At 42.6% G+C, this 18,963-nt stretch carries 18 protein-coding genes; 8 read left to right on the forward strand and 10 right to left on the reverse strand.

Annotated features, from left to right (window positions below):
* Positions 1-47 precede the first annotated feature (47 nt).
* Together BM161_RS09215 and BM161_RS09220 are read right to left on the reverse strand one after the other, a co-directional pair.
* On the reverse strand, positions 48-1,724 hold the full coding sequence (locus BM161_RS09215) for a formate--tetrahydrofolate ligase (protein WP_177206225.1): 1,677 nt from the start codon (positions 1,722-1,724) through the stop codon (positions 48-50).
* Positions 1,725-1,784: 60 nt separating this feature from the next.
* Positions 1,785-2,282 carry a hypothetical protein gene (locus tag BM161_RS09220; protein WP_074932023.1) on the reverse strand — a complete coding sequence of 166 codons (498 nt, stop codon included), beginning with the start codon at positions 2,280-2,282 and terminating at the stop codon, positions 1,785-1,787.
* Between the two features lie 182 nt (positions 2,283-2,464).
* Between BM161_RS09220 and BM161_RS09225 the strand changes: the two genes are divergently transcribed.
* Positions 2,465-3,106: a hypothetical protein gene (locus BM161_RS09225; protein WP_074932026.1), complete on the forward strand. Its 642-nt coding sequence runs from the start codon at positions 2,465-2,467 to the stop codon at positions 3,104-3,106.
* Here BM161_RS09225 and BM161_RS09230 read toward each other — a convergent pair.
* The 4 genes from BM161_RS09230 to BM161_RS09245 all read right to left on the reverse strand — a co-directional run bounded on the left by BM161_RS09230 (position 3,103) and on the right by BM161_RS09245 (position 7,148).
* Positions 3,103-3,849, reverse strand: a complete 747-nt coding sequence (locus BM161_RS09230) for a pseudouridine synthase (RefSeq protein WP_074932027.1) — start codon at positions 3,847-3,849, stop codon at positions 3,103-3,105. The genes BM161_RS09225 and BM161_RS09230 overlap by 4 nt on opposite strands.
* A gap of 50 nt (positions 3,850-3,899) precedes the next feature.
* Positions 3,900-5,258, reverse strand: coding sequence for a citrate/2-methylcitrate synthase (locus tag BM161_RS09235; protein ID WP_074932030.1), 1,359 nt, complete (start codon positions 5,256-5,258; stop codon positions 3,900-3,902).
* A gap of 218 nt (positions 5,259-5,476) precedes the next feature.
* Positions 5,477-6,088, reverse strand: a complete 612-nt coding sequence (locus BM161_RS09240; RefSeq protein WP_074932032.1) for a helix-turn-helix domain-containing protein — start codon at positions 6,086-6,088, stop codon at positions 5,477-5,479.
* Positions 6,066-7,148, reverse strand: coding sequence for a hypothetical protein (locus tag BM161_RS09245; RefSeq protein ID WP_074932035.1), 1,083 nt, complete (start codon positions 7,146-7,148; stop codon positions 6,066-6,068). The genes BM161_RS09240 and BM161_RS09245 overlap by 23 nt, the downstream gene beginning before the upstream one ends.
* Positions 7,149-7,301: 153 nt before the next feature.
* Here BM161_RS09245 and BM161_RS09250 point away from each other — a divergent pair, with 153 nt between their 5' ends.
* Complete coding sequence (locus BM161_RS09250) at positions 7,302-8,549, forward strand: vWA domain-containing protein (protein WP_074932037.1); 1,248 nt, start codon at positions 7,302-7,304, stop codon at positions 8,547-8,549.
* A 70-nt stretch (positions 8,550-8,619) separates the two neighbouring features.
* Here BM161_RS09250 and BM161_RS09255 read toward each other — a convergent pair whose 3' ends face one another.
* On the reverse strand, positions 8,620-9,024 hold the full coding sequence (locus tag BM161_RS09255; protein WP_074932040.1) for a tetratricopeptide repeat protein: 405 nt from the start codon (positions 9,022-9,024) through the stop codon (positions 8,620-8,622).
* Between the two features lie 99 nt (positions 9,025-9,123).
* Here BM161_RS09255 and BM161_RS09260 point away from each other — a divergent pair, with 99 nt between their 5' ends.
* The 3 genes from BM161_RS09260 to BM161_RS09270 all read left to right on the forward strand — a co-directional run bounded on the left by BM161_RS09260 (position 9,124) and on the right by BM161_RS09270 (position 11,818).
* A complete protein-coding gene (locus BM161_RS09260; RefSeq protein ID WP_074932042.1) occupies positions 9,124-9,549 on the forward strand; it encodes a hypothetical protein in 426 nt (141 codons plus the stop codon).
* A complete protein-coding gene (gene galE, locus BM161_RS09265) occupies positions 9,546-10,508 on the forward strand; it encodes a UDP-glucose 4-epimerase GalE (protein WP_074932044.1) in 963 nt (320 codons plus the stop codon). The genes BM161_RS09260 and galE overlap by 4 nt, the downstream gene beginning before the upstream one ends.
* 86 nt (positions 10,509-10,594) lie before the next feature.
* On the forward strand, positions 10,595-11,818 hold the full coding sequence (locus BM161_RS09270; RefSeq protein WP_074932047.1) for a M20 family metallo-hydrolase: 1,224 nt from the start codon (positions 10,595-10,597) through the stop codon (positions 11,816-11,818).
* 101 nt (positions 11,819-11,919) lie between these two features.
* Here BM161_RS09270 and BM161_RS09275 read toward each other — a convergent pair whose 3' ends face one another.
* Positions 11,920-12,996, reverse strand: a complete 1,077-nt coding sequence (locus BM161_RS09275; protein ID WP_074932050.1) for an MraY family glycosyltransferase — start codon at positions 12,994-12,996, stop codon at positions 11,920-11,922.
* A 12-nt stretch (positions 12,997-13,008) separates the two neighbouring features.
* Complete coding sequence (locus tag BM161_RS09280) at positions 13,009-14,667, reverse strand: hypothetical protein (RefSeq protein ID WP_074932052.1); 1,659 nt, start codon at positions 14,665-14,667, stop codon at positions 13,009-13,011.
* Positions 14,668-14,731: 64 nt separating this feature from the next.
* Between BM161_RS09280 and aroA the strand changes: the two genes are divergently transcribed.
* The 3 genes from aroA (at position 14,732) to BM161_RS09295 (ending at position 18,373) form a co-directional block, all read left to right on the forward strand.
* Positions 14,732-16,105 carry a 3-phosphoshikimate 1-carboxyvinyltransferase gene (aroA, locus tag BM161_RS09285; RefSeq protein WP_074932055.1) on the forward strand — a complete coding sequence of 458 codons (1,374 nt, stop codon included), beginning with the start codon at positions 14,732-14,734 and terminating at the stop codon, positions 16,103-16,105.
* Positions 16,092-17,267 (forward strand): DNA adenine methylase, encoded by a 1,176-nt coding sequence (locus BM161_RS09290; protein WP_143090530.1) that lies wholly within the window; start codon positions 16,092-16,094, stop codon positions 17,265-17,267. The genes aroA and BM161_RS09290 overlap by 14 nt, the downstream gene beginning before the upstream one ends.
* 71 nt (positions 17,268-17,338) lie before the next feature.
* Positions 17,339-18,373 (forward strand): endonuclease/exonuclease/phosphatase family protein, encoded by a 1,035-nt coding sequence (locus BM161_RS09295; RefSeq protein ID WP_074932061.1) that lies wholly within the window; start codon positions 17,339-17,341, stop codon positions 18,371-18,373.
* Here the strand turns inward: BM161_RS09295 and BM161_RS09300 are convergent.
* Positions 18,365-18,928: a Smr/MutS family protein gene (locus BM161_RS09300; RefSeq protein ID WP_074932064.1), complete on the reverse strand. Its 564-nt coding sequence runs from the start codon at positions 18,926-18,928 to the stop codon at positions 18,365-18,367. The two genes, BM161_RS09295 and BM161_RS09300, sit on opposite strands and share 9 nt — an antisense overlap.
* Between the last annotated feature and the right edge of the window lie 35 nt (positions 18,929-18,963).

The raw sequence follows: 18,963 nt of genomic DNA on the forward strand, positions 1-18,963 counted from the left end.
CGTTACATCGACGGTGGTTGAGTAGGCCGAAGGCCGTATCGAAACCACTAGAACAAGCCGCTGATTACTCCATTATCATCCACATCAATCTCAAGTGCGGCCGGTGCCTTTGGAAGACCTGGCATTGTCATGATGTCGCCGGCAAGTGCTACTACAAAGCCTGCACCTGCGTACAGCTGAACGTCGCGAACCGGGAAGGTGTATCCGCTTGGAGCACCAATCAGTTTTGGATCATGGCTGATAGAGTTCTGTGTTTTTGCGATACAAACCGGGAGCTTGCCGTATCCAGCATCTTCAAATGCCTTGAGCTTTTTGAGTGCTGCTGAGTCAAACTCAACGTCTGCGGCGCGGTAAATCTCTTTAGCAATCTTTCTGATTTTGTCTGCGAGCGGAAGGTCGAGCTCGTAAAGAGGGTGGTAGTCTGCTTTTCCGCTGTCTGCAATTTCAACAACTGCGCGGGCAAGCTCCTGTGCACCTTCTCCGCCTTTTCCCCAGCCTTCTGTAAGAACAGCCTGAGAACCTGCGTCGCGGCAAAGCTTTTCGATAAGAGCAATTTCTTCATCTGAGTCTGTAATAAACTTGTTAATAGCAACTACAGCCGGGAGTCCGAACTTTGCAATGTTTTCAATATGAGTCTTGAGGTTAGCAAATCCTTTTTCAAGGGCTGCTGTATCTGGCTTGCTGAGGTCTGCTTTAGCAACGCCACCGTGCATCTTGAGCGCGCGGATTGTAGCAACAATTACAACTGCACTTGGCTTAAGACCTGCAGCGCGGCACTTGATGTCAAGGAACTTTTCAGCTCCAAGATCTGCGGCAAAGCCTGCTTCTGTTACAACATAGTCACCTGTAGCAAGTGCACACAAAGTAGCGTTTACACTGTTACAGCCGTGAGCAATATTTGCAAAAGGTCCGCCATGAACAAAGGCAGGATTCTTTTCGAGAGTCTGTACGATATTAGGTTTAATTACATCTTTAAGAAGGGCAGCAATAGCGCCAGTGCACTTAAGCTGACCAAAGGTAACATTTTCGCGTGCATAGTTCTGACCAATTACGATGCGGTCAATGCGCTCTTTAAGCTCGCTGATTGTGCGGCTTAAACAAACAATTGCCATAATCTCAGAAGCTACAGCAATTGAGAAGTGGTCTTCGCGAGGAACTCCCTGAAGTCGTCCACCCAGACCAATTGTGATATTGCGGAGAGCGCGGTCATTTAAGTCTACGCAGCGCTTCCATGAAATAGTGCGTGGGTCAATTCCAAGTTCATTGCCCTGCTGAAGGTGGTTATCAATAAGAGCTGCAATCAGGTTATTTGCAATTGAGATTGCGTGAATGTCGCCTGTAAAGTGAAGGTTGATGTCTTCCATTGGAACAATCTGAGCGTATCCACCGCCACAGGCACCGCCCTTTACACCAAAGCAAGGTCCAAGGCTAGGCTCACGAAGGGCAACAACAGTTTTCTTTCCGATTTTATTAAGTCCGTCTGCAAGTCCAATGCTTACAGTAGATTTTCCTTCTCCAGCTGGAGTAGGTGTAACAGCAGTAACAAGAATCAGTTTACCTGGCTTAGATTCAGCCTTTTCCTGCAAGGCGCGAAGTTCATCAAAAGTAATCTTAGCCTTATAAGGTCCATAATTTTCAAGCTTGTCTGCAGAGATTCCAATTTTTGCGGCCACATCAGCCACCGGAATCATCTTATTTTTCTGAGCAATTTCGATATCTGTCATAAAACAGATTTTAACTGATATGAGTGGGTTAAACAAGACCACTCATATCATTGCATATTTTTAGTTACTATATTCGTCTGTTATCCACTGCCAGTAGCCGCTTTTGTAATTGATTTTTGTGAAGCTTACATCCCGTGGAAGCGGTACTGAGCTGTCCTCTTGAATATAATATCCATCAAAAGCTTGGATAGCAAAAAGTGCTTCTTTAGGATTTTTTGTGGTGTCTTCGTTAAGTAAAACAGCCCTTACATGCTCAATTAAAAGCTCTGCTGGAATTGCATATCCTTCTTCATAAGAATATCCATCTTCACAGGTATTGGTATTTAAATCCTTCATGTGTTCGCCAGCTTTTGCAGTGTAAAATGCATATACAGCTTTATACTTAGTGTCATACCAAACGTCACCTGGTTCCTCTGGAGTCTTAGGAGTTTCTGGTTGCACCACTGGTTCTTCGGCAGGCTCTGGTGTAGCAGGAGCCGAATGCTTACAGCCAGCCATTGTTAATAGTAAAGTAGAAAAAAGAACAAAAGAAATCTTCTTCACTTTTTGAATTTTCATAATTTTACCTCTCATTTTTTTATTATTTATAATAAGGGGATATTATAAATAATGCAAATTAATAAGAATTTATAAATTTAAAATATAATTTTTTTTGAATTAAAATTATGGTAAAGTAAATGCAGCGTTTATTTGAAAATCTTCGGATCTCCCCTTATAATAAAAAAAATGAGGATAAAAAAATGGATGAACAATTAAAAGAAAAAGTTAGAGTAAAGGCAATGAGTTCCCTGCTTCACCGCAATGTGCTTGGAGCTCTTGGAATGCTGCTTCCTGTGTTCAGTATTATTGGCGGGCTTTTTGTTCGTAACAAGCCTGAGTCGTGGTGGTATTCAATCAGCGTAACTTATTATATCACGCCGGCCCTTCCGATAATTCTTGGATCCTGTGGAATCTTTCTTTTGTGTTACAGATCTTATGAAAAAATCGATACGATTATAAATGTTCTTTCGGGCATTTTTGCTTTTGGTGTTGTGCTCTTTCCTTGTGCAAACCCTTATGGTATTGGACGTGTAGGATATTTTCAGCTTCCTGTTGGCGTTTCAGATATAATTCACTGTGCAAGTGCAATGATTCTTTTTGCACTTCTGGCTTTCAATATCGGCTGGCTTTTTACACGCGGTCAGAATGATTTGAATAATAAGATTTACAGAATCTGTTCTTATTCAATGATTGCAATTATGGGCCTTTTCTTCGTTGTGATTATTGCAGGATTTTTCGGACTCAATTATCCAAAATGGCTTACAATGGTTGTTGAGGCGGCTCTTCTGCTTTTATTCGGATTTGCGTGGCTTGTAAAAGGTAAACTGTTTAGGTTTAATTAGTTGCTCAGCTTATCCAGATCGTCGTCGTAAAGCTCTTTATATTCGCCCGGTTTAAGATTGGGATCAAGTTCAAGCCTTCCCATGGAGATTCTCTTGAGGAAGGCTATTTTATTTCCAACAGCAATAAACATTCTCTTTACCTGATGGTATTTGCCCTCATAAATTGTGAGATGAGCGGTTGAGTCATCCAGCCAGGTGATTTGAGCAGGCTCTGCGGTAAACGGCGGGTCGTTGTCATCCGGACCGCATTCGATACCGGCTTTGAACTGCGCGGTAATTTCTGCCTGGTGCTCGGGAGTCTCGGGATGCTCCAGGCAACACAGATATGTTTTATTGATGTGATTTTTTGGGGATATGAGCCGGTGAGTAAGTTCTCCATCAGTTGTAAAAAGAAGGAGCCCTTCTGTATCCATATCCAGGCGGCCAACAAGATGAAGTTTATCTGCAAGATACGGAGTGCGGTAACTGTCATCGAGTAAATCAAAAACAGTCTGATGTTCTCCGTCTTTATTTGAAGATACAACGTGCTGAGGCTTATTCATCATCAGATAAACATGCTGATGAAGATTTACTTCTTCACCGTCTACACTGATTGTGTCATTATCCGGGTCTATCTGAGTTGAAGGATCATAAGTGCGGCTGCCGTTTACGAGGACTTCGTACTTGCGCATAATCTTTCTGATATCTTTGCGCGAGCCAAAGCCTTCGTGAGATAATAATTTGTCCAGACGTTCTTTTGACATAAGCCGAGTTCTGCGGTGGTTTCGACAAGCTCAACCACCGTACTTTTTGTCTATTTTCTTTCCATGAGCGGAATAAAGTCGCGCTCTTTTGAAATATTCTTGTAAGCAGGACGGTAGATACGGCCACCGCTGACAATTTCCTCAATACGGTGAGCAGACCATCCGGCAATACGAGAAATTGCGAAGATTGGTGTAAACAGCTCGCGAGGAATGTTGAGCATTGTGTAAACAAAGCCAGAGTAGAAGTCAACGTTTGCACAAACACGCTTATCTGAATGGTGAACTTCCTGAATGATAGAAGGTGCAACCTTTTCAATTAAATCATACAAAGCAAACTCTTCCATGCAGTCCTTTTCTTTAGCAAGCTGTTTAGCCTTTGCCTTGAGAAGAACTTCACGAGGGTCGCTGATTGTATAAACTGCGTGTCCCATACCGTAAACAAGACCAGAATGGTCGAAAGCTTCTTTTGTAGCAATCTTCTTGATATAAGCAGAAACTTCTTTTTCGCTTGTCCAGTCTTTTACGTTTGCCTTAATGTCGTCCATCATTTCTACAACGCGAATGTTTGCACCACCATGGCGGCGTCCCTTAAGAGAACCTACAGCGGCTGCCATTGCAGAATAAGTATCTGTGTCGGCAGAAGAAACAACGTGAACTGTAAGAGAAGAGTTGTTACCACCACCGTGCTCAGCATGCAGAATCAAAGCAAGGTCGAGAATCTCTGCCTCAAGGCGTGTGTACTGCTTGTCTGAGCGGATAAGACGCAGGAAGTTTTCTGCAGTAGAAAGCTCTGGCTTTGGATTATGAATAAACAAAGATTTATTGTCGTAATAGCGGCGCTTTGCCTGATAGCCGTAAGCAGCAAGAGTAGAGAAGCGGGCAATCAGATGAATGCACTGCTTGATGTTATTTGCAACGCTGCGGTTTTCAGGATCATCATCATAAGAATAGCTTGCAAGAACACCGCGGGCCATCTTGTTCATGATGTCGTTTGAAGGAGCCTTCATAATCATGTCTTCGGTAAAGTTTGAAGGAAGAACACGGCATTCTCCAAGATATTTTGAGAAGGCTTCGAGTTTATCTTTATTAGGAAGCTCACCAAAAAGAAGAAGGTAAGCACACTGTTCGTAGCCGAACTGATGGTTTTTTTCAGCATCTTTGATAAGATCTTCTACGTTGTATCCGCGGTAAACAAGGCGTCCTGGAACGGCAATTTTCTGTCCGTCCTGCATTTCGTAACCTACTACATCACCAATGCGTGTAAGACCTACGAGAACACCAGTTCCGTTTGCATTGCGGAGGCCACGTTTGACATCGTATTGCTGGTAAAGTTTCTGATCGATAGGGTCGTTGTGAACTGCTAACTTTTCAAGCCTTTTCAGAATTGCTGTTTCTTCTTTTGATGACATCTTTGCCTCCATTTATACTAAGAAATTGCATAATTATGCACTAGTAATATATTAAAATTACATAATTATACGGATTATCGAGAAAATATGCAATGATTTTTAGAAAAAAATGAGAATTATAGAAGAGTCGGCAAGCACAGCTTGCCTCTGAGCCGTTCTTTCGATAATCCTAAAACGACCCTGTCGGCTCGTTTTTTAACGGATTTTCGATTTTAGGCTTACTTTGCGAATCTTTCTGCCGGGGTTACAAACCATACGGCTTCCATGGTGGTGTCACCGTCGTTTTCAAGCTGGTGAGGAGAGCCAGAAGAGAAAGATACGCTGTCGCCGGCTTCGAGGAAGTATTCGGTACCAGCGTAGGTAAACTTTGCGCGACCGCTAACAATAAGACCAATCTCGCGGCCAATGTGACCGAAAGAACCGTGGTGAGTATGTGCACCAGCTGGAATCTTAATGATGTAGCATTCTGTAGTGCTGTCTGCCGAATTTGCATCCGGGCGGGCAAGCTCTTCGTAAATTACGTCGTGTTCAGTAACCGAAGCGCGTGACTGCGAGCGGATAATATGAACAGGGCGCTTTTTGCGGTATTCTTCAAAAAGATATTCGAGGTTGATGTCCAGAACATCGGCAAGGGCAAGCAGAGTGTCGATAGCCGGTGAAACGTGGTTGCGTTCAATCTGTGAGACAAGACTTTCGCTGACACCCGCTCTCTGGGCAACTACTTTAAGAGTGTAGCCTCTGTGTTCACGGACTTCGCGGAGTTTTTCTCCAAAGTGATATGGAACTTTTTTTGAGGTTGTTTCTTCATCAGGATTTTGCAAAGGTGTCATTATTCTGTTTCTCCTTGTTTTCTTCAGTTATAAACTGGATAAAGTAGTCTTCCAGTGTTTTGTGCGGTCCTTCCAGGTGAAGACGCGCTCTGGAACGGGCATTATCGCGGCGGATAGTATACATTGAGTAGAAGTCGCGGTAGTCCAGACCGGCATCGGCTTTTACGTGCTCTCCAAGGAATTTGGAAACCTCATCACGGCCAATTGCGGGAATGCCCTGAGTTTTGAGAATCTGGCGTAGAGTACGTATCTGCTCGGTAGAAATACCAAACAGGAACTCTTCCATTGCCTGGGAAACACCATCGTCTCCCATCTTGTGTTTAATAAAACTGATCCACTGATCATCCATCTGCATAGAAATAAGCAGCAGTTCACTTGTACCCATCATAGTTCCAAATGCAGGAGCAAGCTTTCTGCGCGCAGTCCATACCGACTGGAGAATAGGTGCTACATTTTCACTGGTTTCATCATTCCAGTGTTCCCAGAGAAGAAGAAGAGAAAGAGCCCATTCACGACGGAATTCCATAGGCTGAGAAGTGTCGGAAATAAGGTTCAGATATACGTCTTCTGCAAGCAGAGAGAACATAGAAAGAATTGTTTCAGTATCAAAGGCCTTAGAAAGCTTTTCGAAATCTTTTCCTAAGTGGCCTGTATATTTCGCAAAATTTGAAAGAGTGTGAGCCTTAGCAATAAGAAGGCTTTTACCAAGAACCGCTTTAGAAGGAAGTCGAAGAGTACGGTCACCGGCATCCTGGTGTTTGATAAGCGATTCAATAAGAGTTGTACGGGTTCTTGTTCCGCCAGAAAGCTCTGAACGTTCCAGAAGGGAAGGAAATTTTGAAACAGAAGAGTCTATGGAATTCAAATCCATAATACGGTTTACGAAGGTTTCGTAGTGTTCCTTATCATGATCCTTTGTATAATCCAAAAGCTCGTTTATAAGCTTATTCTGACGGTCTGTAAACGCGCCATTATTGTCGTGGAATTCAGAATTATCTTCTGACGACTTATCGAGAAAGGAATAAATATCAATCTGTTCAAATTCTTGTGTACTACTCATCCTGATATATCAAACAAAAAACTTTATAAATAGTTAAAGGTTTAAGCAATACTTAAACCGTAGTCATATTATTATAAATCAAATTTTTTATTTGTCTAGCCGATAATAAAAAATAAACTGTCAAAATGGGTGATTTCATCTATGGGGGATAGAATGCAAAAAAAGATTATTTTAGTAACAGTGCTTCTGGCAGCAATGCAGATGGTTTTTGCGCAGAATGATGGCTCTCAAACCTCATTATTCACAGAAAAACAGCAGCAGCTCCGAATTACGGCAGAAAATGTAAGACTTGTACCAGATACAAAGAACGGTGGCTATCATCTTTATGTAAAAAAGACTTTAAATGTTAATTCCATCCTTCTTACAGAGACAACAAAGGACCCTGCCGGTAAAAATGACAGTTATGCATATCGTGCAAAAGAATATAATAGTATAAATGGTGATGAAATCCGCCTTCTGGACGGTAAAAAGCTTGAATCAGAAGGGGCAAAATACAGCCTTGTGGATTCTACAGTGGAAGATACAAGCTTTTTTGGACCAGCTTTTCATATTTATATTCCAGAAACAATAGTTTATGGCTATGACTGGTCTCGTAAGGGCGAAGTAAAGATTGGAAAGGGCACTTTTATCAATATCCGTTCTTTTGAAAAGCCATATGCAGATTATACCGGCGATTATATGGATAGCCCGTTTATGTTTGATTTCAGGGTAGTAAAGCGAGTGGTAAAAAAGCCGGCTCCAAAACCAGCTCCTGAGTCAGAACCGGAGCCTGATCCTGTTGAAGAACCGGAAACAATCCTTACAGATGATTATAACCCTATTGCAAGCGAGAAATTTAAGGAACTTTCTGATGATATTATCTATTCAAAAGGACCGGAAACTATTATTGAAGATATAAAGGGACTTCTGGAAAATATAGAAGATAAGGATAATCTTGATCTTGTTTTTGCAATTGATGCCACAGGAAGTATGAAGAATGATATTGATAAGCTGAAGACAGATATGTATCCGCTTCTGGAAGAGCTTTTTGGCGGCAGTCCTGGAGCAAGAATTGGCCTTCTTTTCTATAGAGATTATGGAGATACCTTTAAGTATATGGATTTACCTGTAAAGGTTTATCCGTTTACTTCTAATTTTACAAGTTTTTCTAAGAATCTTAATTCAATCCGCATTTACGGCAAAGAAGGTGGAGACATTCCCGAGGCGGTTTACGAAGCAATGTATGCCTCGTGTGAGTTCTATTCGTGGAGAACGACTGCGCAGAAAAAGATTATTTTGATTGGTGATGCAGAGCCGCACCCAACACCACGCGGAAGCGGCAAGTATTCAAAAGATTATGTAATGAAAATTGCAGACAGCAGAAAGATTAAGATTCATTCTATTCTGCTGCCAAAGGACTAAAAACTAGGTCATGCTGAACTTGTTTCAGCATCTATATCAAGATCCCGAAACAAGTTCGGGATGACGGAGTTTATTTATTCTGTAATTCCTGAAGTCTTTTTTCAGGAATCTGAGTAAGGCTGATGTTGCAGAGCTTTTTGTAAGCACCTGGCAGCATAGCTGAGTATCCTGAATCATAAATCTCAAGTACTTCATTAAAAGCATAATATGCCTTGTCGTATTTGCGCTGTGCAAGGTAAACACGGCCAAGTTCATATTTGGCTTCAACATAAATAGCAGGATCTGAGCCATAGCGCTCAATTACAGTATTGTAGCAGAATTCAGCCGAGCTGAAATCTGAGTTTCCAACATAGTTCTGACCCATCTGAATAATCTGGGCTGAAGTTTTTTCTTCTGGTATTTCTTTAAGAGTTCTGCAAGAAAACAAAATCATTGTTGCTGCAAGAATTGCTGCGAGTGTAATTAATTTTTTCATAGTGTTAGAAGTTTACCTCAAAATCTATTTTTGATTCAAGTATAAATGATATAAGACTTTACCTTAACATTATGCCTCGAATCTGATAATATAGCAGTAATGAAAAAACTCATCAGAATGTTTTTACTTCTGCTGCTTATCATCTCTACAAGCGCTTGTGCTTCAACATCTGGAATGACTTCTGCACAGAATGACAGCGTTGTATATAATGAAAAAAAACAAAACCATAAAAAGTTACTTTTTGAAGACTGGAAATATCGTGGATTCGGCCAAACTCTGCCAGAATGGTTTGAGTCTGCCTATGAAGATAATCTGGTAAAAATTAAAAAAAGTGTTCAGCAACTTTCTTCCTGCGAAATTGTTATATTGAGAGGAGAGGGGATAAATGCAGATCAGGCCGAAAGGGTAATGGAGCTGGAAAAGCCAGGCCTTCCTGAAGGCTATGAGTTATATGATTCATTTTGGGCAATGACAGGTGAAGGGAAATACGTTTCTCTTTCACTCTACTATAAGGAGATTTTATGAAGGTTTTAGTAATTGGTGGTGCCGGATACATTGGCAGCCACGTTGTAAAAGAAATGATGAAGGCTGGTCACGAGGTTACAGTATTTGATAACCTTTCAAGTGGACTTCGCTGCAATCTTTTTCCAAAGAACGATTTTATTTACGGAAACATTTTAATTGAGAGAGACCTTGATCAGGCATTTGCACGCGGCTTTGATGCCTTTGTTCATCTTGCGGCATTTAAGGCAGCAGGCGAATCTATGGTTGAACCAGAAAAGTATTCTATCAACAACATCACAGGTACTTTGAACATTATGAATGCAGCTGTAAAGCATAACTGTAAAAAGATGATTTTCTCTTCATCTGCTGCTGTATTCGGTTCACCAGAATATCTTCCAATTGATGAAGATCATCCAAAGAATCCTGAAAACTACTATGGCTTTACAAAGCTTGAGATTGAGCGCTTTATGAACTGGTATGACCAGCTTAGAGGAATGCGTTTTGCTGCTCTCCGTTATTTCAATGCTGCAGGTTATGATCCAGAAGGAGAAATCCGTGGTCTTGAACAGAACCCTGCAAATCTTCTTCCACGTGTTATGGAAGTTGCTGCCGGCATGAAGAGCGGAATGAAGGTTTTTGGAACTGATTATGATACACGCGACGGAACTTGTATCCGCGACTACGTTCATGTAACTGACCTTGCACGTGCTCACGTTATGGCTTTGGATTATATTACAAAGAATGATAAGAGCCTTACAGTAAACCTTGGTACAGAAAAGGGAACAACTGTAAAAGAAATTATTGATGCTGCAAGAAAGATTACAGGAAAAGAGATTCCTTCAGAAGATGTAGAGCGCCGCCCAGGTGACCCTGCATGTCTGTATGCAACATCAAAGCGTGCAAAAGAATTGCTTGGTTGGGAGCCAAAATATTCTGACGTAGACACTCTCGTAAAAACTACCTGGGAAGTGTACAGATAAAGAAAAACGTCATTGCGAGCGCAGCGAAGCAATCCATGTAATAGATTGCTTCGGAACTTTGTTCCTCGCAATGACATAGGATAGTTATGACATCTAAAGATTTTTTAAATAACTCACGAAACGAAATTGTCGCCCTTGAAACATTACTCACTTCTATTCCAGCCATTGCCCCGGAGGGCGGTGGAGATGGAGAATCGATAAAGGCAGCTGCCCTTGAGGCCTGGCTCCGCGATAACGGCTTTGACAAAAACGGCTGTACAATTGAGCGCTTTGAAGCTCCAGACAGCCGTGTTAGTGCCGGTGTAAGACCGAGCCTTGTTGTAACAATTCCGGGTGCAGATGATTCTCAGCGTGTATGGGTAATGGCTCATATGGACGTAGTTCCTGTAGGCGACCCAAAACTCTGGAATACAGACCCATGGACTGTTGTAGAAAAAGACGGAAAGATTTACGGGCGCGGTGTAGAAGATAATCAGCAGGGGCTTTGTTCTGCTGCTTTTGCTGCCCTTTATTATCTGAAAAATGGAATTACTCCTGCCCGCACAATCAAGCTTCTTTTTGTAGCTGATGAGGAAAACGGCAGCGAGTACGGAGCAATCTGGCTCATCAAAAATACAGACCTTTTCCGCAAGAACGACCTTGTTCTCATTCCAGATGGAGGAGACAGCGAAGGCCGCACAATTGAAATTGCAGAAAAGAACTTGTTGTGGCTGCGCGTTCACGTAATGGGAAAACAGACTCACGGAAGTCGCCCAGACAGCGGAGCCAACGCATGCCTTGCCGCGTGCGCTCTCTCTGTAAAACTCAACGAGCTTGAAAAAGTTTTCGATAAACATGACCCGCTTTTCGAGCCGGACTACTCAACCTTCCAGCCTACAAAACGCGAAAAGAACGTAGACAGCATCAACATCATTCCTGGTGAAGATACTTTCTGCATGGACTGCCGCATTCTGCCATGCTATACACTGGCCGAGGTCCTCGCCGAAGTAGACAAGCGCATTCACGAAGTTGAAGCACAGTACGGTGTAAAAATTGAGTACACAACTCCACAGAAATCAGAAAGCCCTGCAACTCCGGTAAGTGCTCCGGTAGCACAGAAGCTTGCAGCCGCAATCAAAAAGATTCACGGAATTGATGCAAAGTTTATCGGTATCGGTGGCGGCACAGTTGGTGCAGAACTCCGCCGCGAAGGCATAGACGCCGTAGTCTGGTCAACACTAGACGACCAGGCACATCAGCCAAATGAATATTGTATCATTGAGAATCTGATAAAAGATGCGGAAACTTTGATTGAGTTCTTCGCAAACTAAATAGAATGGCGTTAACAGAAAAAGGGTACCAGACAAACTCATAATTCCCCGTTTGGCTGGTGCCCTTTTTCTGTTAACGCCGATTCGATATATTTTGAGATCTAGCGTACTTTAAGGAAAATTCCCATAATCGCACAAGTAATCAGCAGCTGTAAAATCATAAACTTCAGCAAAACCTGTGTTGGTGACCATCCGCGGTTCTTACGCATATGATCGTGAAGCGGGAATCTGATATTTTCAAAAATCTTAATCTTAAAGAAGCGCAGAAGGAATACCTTCAAAAGTCCCATACCACCGTTAATCAAAATGATTGATGAAGTAGCGAGGATAATGAATGGGTTTCCGCTGATCATTACGCCAACACCAATGAAGTATCCAAGGGCGCGGCTCCCTGCGTCTCCCATAAGACATTTGCTTGGGAATGCATTGTGCCACAGGTAGCCCATTACAACACCGGCCATTGCCATAAGCAGAATAGCCCAGTTAGCTCCGGAAGGAAGATGCTGAATCAAAAGATAAGCTGCAATGTCCTTGTGGCCAAGAACAAAGTAGAAGAAAAGTCCAAGAGTCAAAAGGGCAATCAGAACCAGGGTAGAAGAAAGACCATCTACACCGTCTGTACAGTTTGTTGTGTTTATTGATGTCCAGAGCATGATTGTACAAATCACAATATAAACAACAGGATTTACAGCAATCTCATTCGCAAAGAACGGAAGCCAGAAGCGGACAACTCCGTCTGGAGAAATCTGTTTGAATGCAAAATAAAGAATGAAGGCTGTAACAACACTGATGATGAGGTCGAGTGCACCCTTGAGGTATTCGCCCCAGCTGTCAGTACTGCGGTCATCAAGGTAACCGGTGAGCATTGTAATCCAGGTAAGAACTACAATAGAAGCACGGGTCCAGGTCATAGGGCAGATAAGAAAACTGATGAGCACAAAGATTGTGATGAACACAACACCAGCTCCGGTAGGCTTTCCTTTAGCTGCTTCTGCATTATCTTTTAATGTGAATTCACGGCCGCGGTCGTGTGGAAGAACATTATAGAATTTTGGAATGAGTTTGTAGGCAAGGAAAAATCCAAGATACAAGGCAACAATAATAAGTACTGCATAAGATGTGAGGAGTCGCGCAGGACCCCAGTAATTCTGGAGATAAGAACCAAGATAGTAAAGCATAAAAACCTCTAATTAAAATGACAGGTGTGTCATACCAGTAAAAACCATGGCAACACCGTGTTCGTTACAATAATCTACAAATTCATCATCGGAAATAGTTCCGCCAGTCTGAAGAATGGCCTTTACACCACAGTCAATCAGCTTTTTAGTTGTATCACAGAATGGAATGATTCCGTCACACACAAGAATTTCTCCGAGATTGTTTGTATCAATATTTTTACTAAGACCAAACTCTCCGCCGGCAAGGCCGCTGGCACGCTCAGAATATTTAAGAGCCTCGTACCATACGCCGTCGATTGCACGCTTTTCTGAAGTACAGCCCTGGGCAATTCCGCAGATAGAATTCTGCTTTAAGAGAACTGCAGAGTAAGAACGCGCACCCATTGCAAGGAGCATACCGAAAACCATTTCATCAGTCTGAACCTGAGAAGGTCTGTTCTTTGTACGCACCTTCCACTGATGAAACAGAGTTTTATCCTGAGTCTGAACAAGAAGACCTCCGTTAATAAAACGGGCTTCCATATCAATATTTGTTACCTTTGCAGAAGGCACAAGCTTAGTCTTTTTATTCTTTGAAAGAATTGTCTTTGCTTCTGTTGTAAAGCTTGGAGCAACAATGGCGGCGAAATTACCTTTTACGATTTCTTCTGCAGCTTCTGTATTGATTACTGCGCTGCAGGCAAATACTGCATCAAAGGTTGTAACAGTATCGTAAGTGTAAGTCTGCTTAAAGGAATCAAGAACATTGGTTGCCTGAGAAGCACCAAGTATTGTTCCAAACTTTACGGCAATTGAAAAAACAGTTCCTGTGAGTGGTGTAAACTGAGTTGTAAATTCATAACCATCACTGTTTGTACTCTTTACAGTAAGCTGATCTTTAAGCAGGGCAAACAGAGTATTAATCTGACGCCATGCATAGGCAATATCATTTACCAGAGTGTAAGTTAAATCTTTTCCCTGATATTTTAAAAAGTTTCCAACAGAGCCTTCCTCTGAAGGTGATTTATAAAGATATGCACTCTGCTGTGCGTTCATTCCGCAGTGGAGCTGAAGCTCACGCTTGAAGGGCAGCATCATATAATTCATAAAGAATTCGTTGTATTTTGCACTCTGCAGAATTGAAGCAGAAAGTCCTGCATCATAAGCAGAAACAAGATTCAGTGCCTTTGCAGCAAGATAAGTTCGGAATTCTTTTGAGATGCTTCCAGTCCTTATCTGAATCATTGCTTCTTTATAATCAGCTGGATCTGTAAGAATTAAAATATTCTCGTAATTTGCAAAAGAGCAGCGCAGGGTAGTAGTAACAAAATAATTTTTAGGACAAAGCTGATTGTCGAACTGCTTTGAAACAATTGAAGTGTTGATTGAAGGAAGAATATTCATACAAATGATGAAGATGTTATTGTCTTCTGCATCCGGATGAGAAATATAAGGTTCGTCATCTTCATGATATTTTGACATCATGATGCGGCGAATAAGCTTATAGGTGTCTGCCTTAATCATGTTATTTTCAGAAAGAGAATTTTCCCTTGTTACAGGGAGTTTCTGCTTTCTGAGAATTTCTTCGGTCTTGTTTGCGGAAAGAATAATCCAGCCGTCTGAAACAAGAAACTCGGCAAACTCAACAAGATTCTCTGTGTTTTCTACGTGAATAAGAGCTCTCTTTGTCATAATAATATTTTATCAGAAAAAGTAGTAATTGAAAATAGACAGAAAAATAATGTAAAATAGGGGTATGAAAGCTGTAGCAAAAAAGTCTGTGCTATCGGGACACATAACTGTTCCTGGTTCAAAAAGTCATACAATTCGTGCGCTGATTCTTGCCGCAATGGCAGACGGCACTTCGCATATTTCCAATCCACTTCCAAGTAATGATTGTCTCTCTACCGCAGCCGCTGTGCGTCAGGTTGGTGCTGAGGTTGATTTTGGGGATGATGTTGACGGTGGAGCTTCTACGGGCCGTGACGGCGCTGTCTGGACTGTGCGTGGTGCAGGCAAAAATCTTCACCTTCCAGAAGGTCAGATTGATGTTGGAAACTCCGGCTCTCTTATGTACTTTTTGTGCCCAGTGCTTTCTACTTTACCAGGCGAGTGTACTTTTACCGGCGATGAGTCTATCTGCCGCCGCCCTGTAAATCATCTGATTGATGCACTCTGCCAGTTTGGAGCAAACGGCCGCAGTCTTAATGCCGGCCCGGACGGCAAGCCTGGTACAACTCCGCCATTCAGTTTTTGCGGACCAATTGATGTAAATAAAACTCTTGTTACAGAGGGCGCTCTCTCTCAGTATATTTCGGGCTTTATGATGGCAGCTTCCCGCCTTAACGGCACACTTCACATGGAGCTTACAAATCCAAAGGAAACTCCGTACCTTACTATGACAAAGCTCTGGCTTGAGAGTGTTGGAGTTCCGGTTTCAATTTCTCCGGACTTTAAGAAAATTGCCGTGACCGGCCCGGTGCCTTTTAAGGCCTTTGACCGTGCGGTTCCTTCGGACTGGGAAGGGGTTGCGTTCCCTCTCGTTGCCGCTTTGATTTCTGGCAGCGAAATTACAATTGATAATGTTGATGGCTCTGGCAGCCAGGGTGATGATAAAATCGTTGAGGTTTTGCAGTCGGTTGGCGCGGACATTGAGTGGAGGCGCGACGCGGAGCAGCTTATTGTTCGTGGTGGAAAGAAGCTGAGTTCTGCTGGCCTTCCGAACGGTGAACTTGTTGTTGAAATGTCTGCCTTCCCGGATGCTATTTGCGCGCTCGCCGTTGCGGCCTGCTTTATCGAAGGAAAGACTGTGTTTACGGATATCGATATCTGCCGTAAGAAGGAGACCGACCGCATTAAGGCTATGACCAGTGAGCTGAGTAAGCTCGGAGCTAAGATTGTAGACGAGGGCGACCGTCTCGTTGTATATGGAAACGGGGGCGAAGGATTGCACGGTGGCGAGGTTGAGTCTTATAAAGACCACCGCATCGTAATGTCGCTTGCGTGTCTGGGGCTTGGTTTGGCGGATGGAGAAAAAGTAACAGTAAACGATGCTGAATGGTGCAGCGTAACCTTCCCGCACTTTTTCGAAGTGATGAATAAGATTGGAGCCGGTTTTGAAACAATCTGAAAACCCGGAGTTTCTCCAGAATCAGCTTATAACCTACATCGGAAATAAACGTGCTCTTTTAGATTTTATCGGTACTGGCGTTCACGAAGTGCAGAAGCGTCTTTGCCGTGAAAAGCTTTCCTGCCTTGATGTTTTTGCGGGCAGTGGAATTGTAAGCCGCTACCTCAAACAGTATGCTTCAGCAATTACAGTTAATGATCTTGAGCAGTATTCGTGCATAATCAACCGCTGCTATCTGAGCGATAAATCAAAAATAAATCTGGAAGAGCTTGAGGCTTTACATACTTCGCTTTGTAAAAAAATAGATCGCCGCATGGCAACACTCGAAAAATCAGAAACCGGATTTAAAGGCGCAGGCTTTATTTCTGAGCTTTATGCTCCTGCAGATGAAAATCAGATTGAAGAAGGGGAGCGTTGTTTTTACACACCGTACAATGCTGCCTATCTTGATGTAGCCCGCCAGCTTATTGAAAAAGAAGTGCCCGAAGAACTCAGAGATTTTTTTATTGCGCCTCTTCTTTCCGAAGCTTCAATTCACGCAAATACTGCGGGAATCTTTAAAGGCTTTTACAAAAACTCAAAAACCGGAACTGGTCAGTTTGGTGGAAACGGCCGTAATGCGCTTACCAGAATTCGCGGAAAAATCAGCCTGCCTTTCCCTGTGTTTTCTCAATTCAACTGTAAGTCCCGTGTTTTCAGCTGCGATGCAAATGCTCTTGTGCAGGATCCGGATCTTTATGAAAAAGCTTTTACAACCTCTGGCGTTTTTGATCTTGCTTATTTTGACCCTCCGTATAATCAGCATCCTTATGGCTCAAATTATTTTATGCTGAATCTGATTGCAAAATATCAGCGCCCGGATGCAGAAAAAATCAGCCGTGTTTCAGGAATCCCACGAGACTGGAACCGTTCCGACTACAACAAAAAACGCCGCGTTGCCGAAGTCTTTGTAGACCTTGTTCGCAATGTAAAAGCACGCTTTGTTCTCGTTTCCTTTAACTCCGAAGGTTTTATTCCAAAAGATGAAATGATTGAACTTCTTTCTTCTTGCGGCAAAGTTGATGTCCTTGAATCTGATTACAATGCCTTCCGTGGATCCAGAAATCTCAGCGGCCGCGAAATCCACGTAAAGGAATTCCTTTTCCTCGTAGAAAAAAAATAAAAAAATCGCAGAAATTTCCCGAAATTTTGTCAAAAATCGCATATCAAACCTATATTAACAATGGAGGTTTTATGCGAAAAACTATTGTATTTTTGATTTTTGTGATGGCAGCGACACTTTTGTTCACCGGCTGCCGGAGTCAATTTGTAAAAGAATCGTCTTTTCGTCTTACGGGAACTTCAGCAGACAGTTCTGGAACAAAGCGCAGTTTTACTCTTGTCTGCTGGAATGTTCAGACTTTTTTTGATGCGGTTACAAGGGGAACTGAATATAAAGATTTTAAGAATTCTGAGCGGTGGAATAAAGAAAAATATGTAAAGAGGCTGAACAAACTTTGCGAGGTAATGACTTCCCTGAATCCCGATATTTTTGTGATGGAAGAAATTGAAAATGATGAAGTTGTTCAGGATATTGCAAACACTCTTGCCGGCGGTTCCTGGGATAATAAAAAGAACTGGCAGTATGCCTGTTTTGCAAAAGAAAGCGGAAGCGCAATCGGTTGTGCAGTTTTTTCAAGATATGAAATAGTAAGCCTTAAAACTCATTCTCTTGATATTCAAACTCAGGGAGAAGCCCAGCCTTCATCCCGCCCTCTGATGCAGGTAACTGTTTGCATTGGAGACAGGGAAGTGGAGCTTTTTGTAAATCACTGGAAATCAAAATCGGGTGGAGAAGAGGAAACAGAAATCTGGCGGGACTGGCAGGAGCTTGTACTTTGTGAAACGGCCAAGGTTTATGATTCAGTTGTTATGTGTGGCGACTTCAACCGCAGTGCAGAAGATTTTATAACAGCTCCAGATGCAACAGAAAACTTTAATACCGTACTACGAGGAACAGATTCTTTATTAAATGTTTATTCTCCGTGGTTTCGTTCAGATGGAAAACTTGCGGACGAAACGGGAAGTTATTTTTACAGTGGTGAGTGGGAAAGAATAGATAATATTTTTGTTTTGGGAAATGCCAGTATCACTTCCTTTTCCGCAATAAAAGATTCTCCTCTTGCAGATGAAGATGGTATTCCCGTCTCCTATAAAATTTATACGGGAGAGGGCTGTTCAGATCATCTTCCTTTGAAGTGTGTGATATCTGTTTCAGATTTACTTTAGAAGAACCCAGGTTGCTCCGCTTCCGCCTTCGGCCTTAGTCTTTGGATGGCCGGAAGCACCGCAGCGTTTGTCGTGTTCAATAAAGCGGCGCACCAGTTCTCCAAGAACCGGGTCTGAGCCGGAAGAGTGAATGCCTTTTCCGTGAATAATAAGAACCTTGCGAAGTCCGCGAGCCTTGCAGTCTGTGATAAAGCGGTCTAGGCTTTCCTGTGCTTCATCCTGGTGAAGTCCGTGCAGATCGAGTCTTGCCTCTGGATTCATATTCAAAAGATAGTTTCTGTCATAAAGCTTTGAACGCGATTCCTGTTCTTCTGCAATCTTGTCTTTGTCGATTGTACCGTAGCGGCGAAGCCAGAGCTCCATAGGATTAATCTGCTTCTGGTTATCGGCTCTGAGCTTTGCTTCAAAATCTTTTTCTGCGGCGCGAGCCTTTTCTTCTGCAGTAGGCGCATTTGCTTTTTTATGAGATACCTGATTTTTTCCGCTTTCCTTCTGCTTCTTAATCTGATTCTTCTGCATCGAATCCCACTGGTTAAGAATATCGCCCATGTCCATAATCGCCTCGCTGTCATTCCGGCTCGAGTCCGGAA

Origin of the sequence: Treponema bryantii, from assembly GCF_900113965.1 — a bacterium.
In the GTDB taxonomy this organism is placed as follows: Bacteria; Spirochaetota; Spirochaetia; order Treponematales; family Treponemataceae; genus Treponema_D; species Treponema_D bryantii_A.